The following is a 1384-nucleotide window of genomic DNA, read 5'->3' on the forward strand; positions in this document are numbered from 1 at the left end:
CCCCGTTCAACCGCGCCAGGAAGGCGCCATCCCCGGATCTGGCCTGCATCGTGGCGAAAGCGCTCATCGGGCCGGGCCTGCCGCGATCTCTCAGCCGGCGCGAGCGGCTCTGAGCCGCTCCGCCGGGACCTGCTTCTGAATCTGGGCGAGCTCGCTCTCGGCCTCAACCTCGCGGCCGAGCAGGCGCAGCGACTGGACCTTGTGCTGGCGGTAGAGCGGGTTGCCGGCGTCACTTGCGATCGCGTTCTCGATCGCGGTGATCGCTTCCTCGTGCCGGCCGAGCGACCGCAGGCTGTTGGCCTTGTGGAATGAGAAGTCGTAGCGCCCCGGCTGCTGGGCGAGCAGTTCGTCCATCGCTGCGACGGCGGCCTCATGCCGGCCGAGTTCGCGGAGATAATTCGACTTGTGGTAGCGCAGGAACGCGACCTCGGGGCGTTTCGCAACACCGGCATCGAAGGCCGCCAGCGCCGCCTCCGGCTGCTTCATCGCGCGTCGGGCATAGGCGATGTAGAAGTGGAACTCGATCGCGTCCGGATTCAGCGACAGCGCCGTCTCGAAGGCGCGGATCGCCTCCTCGCAGCGGCCGAGTTCGTAGAGATAATAGCCCTGGTAATAGAGCAGATCGGCATCACCGCGATGCCGGGCGAGCGCGGCCTCGATGGTCGCCAGCGCGTCCTCGTAGCGCTCGCTCTTCTCCTGTGCCTTCGCCTGCCGAATCGCGGCACCCAGCGGACCGGCAGGTCCGCTATCGCCGCGGAAGATCGTCAGCACGCGCTCCTGCCCGAGCGCCTGGGCATGCTGCAGCGACGATTTGCCGTCGCGGTCCTTGAGATGCGGGCTGGCGCCCGCTTCGACCAGCGCCTCGACCACATCGCCATAGAGGCGGCCGCCATCGCCGAGGATCACGGCCTCCAGCAGCGCCGACCAGCCGAGATCATTCGCCCGGTCGACCGGGATCCCCGCCGCCAGGCAGACGCGGACCGTGCGCAGGAAGCCCTTCTCGCTCGACGGCAGCAGCGGCGTGCCACCGAAGCGGTTCACGCTGTTCCGATCGGCGCCGGAAGCGATCGCCAGCTTCAGGATCGCATTGAAGCCGTTGGCACCGGCGCAGAGATAGGGCGACAGCAGGGTGATATCGCGCGCATTGACGTCGGCGCCCGCCTCGATCAGGCGGCGTGCCATGGCGAGGTCGTTCTTCTGCGTCGCGGCCATCAGTGCCGTGCGGCCGAGGCCGTCCCGGGCATCCAGCGCGGCGCCGGCCGCGAGCAACTGCTCGACGGCAGCATGATCGCCTTGCTCGGCGGCGGCGATCAGCGGCGTGCTGGAAGGCTGGGTCGTCATCGGTTTATCCTGTCGGTCGGATGGCAGGGCCGGCTTCGGCCTG

The 1384-nt window shown here is 68.7% G+C and carries 1 protein-coding gene; it reads right to left on the reverse strand.

Annotated elements, in window-relative coordinates:
- Window positions 1-90: 90 nt before the first annotated feature.
- A complete protein-coding gene (locus ACIPIA_RS16325; protein ID WP_400511024.1) occupies window positions 91-1341 on the reverse strand; it encodes an ankyrin repeat domain-containing protein in 1251 nt (416 codons plus the stop codon).
- Between the last annotated feature and the right edge of the window lie 43 nt (window positions 1342-1384).

It is taken from the genome of Allobosea sp. CER48, from assembly GCF_044752385.1.
In the GTDB taxonomy this organism is placed as follows: Bacteria; Pseudomonadota; Alphaproteobacteria; order Rhizobiales; family Beijerinckiaceae; genus Allobosea.

Coding starts and splice junctions, on each gene's coding strand:
- ACIPIA_RS16325 (WP_400511024.1), bottom strand. CDS start 1,341: ATGACGACCCAGCCTTCCAGCACGCCGCTGATCGCCGCCGCCGAGCAA.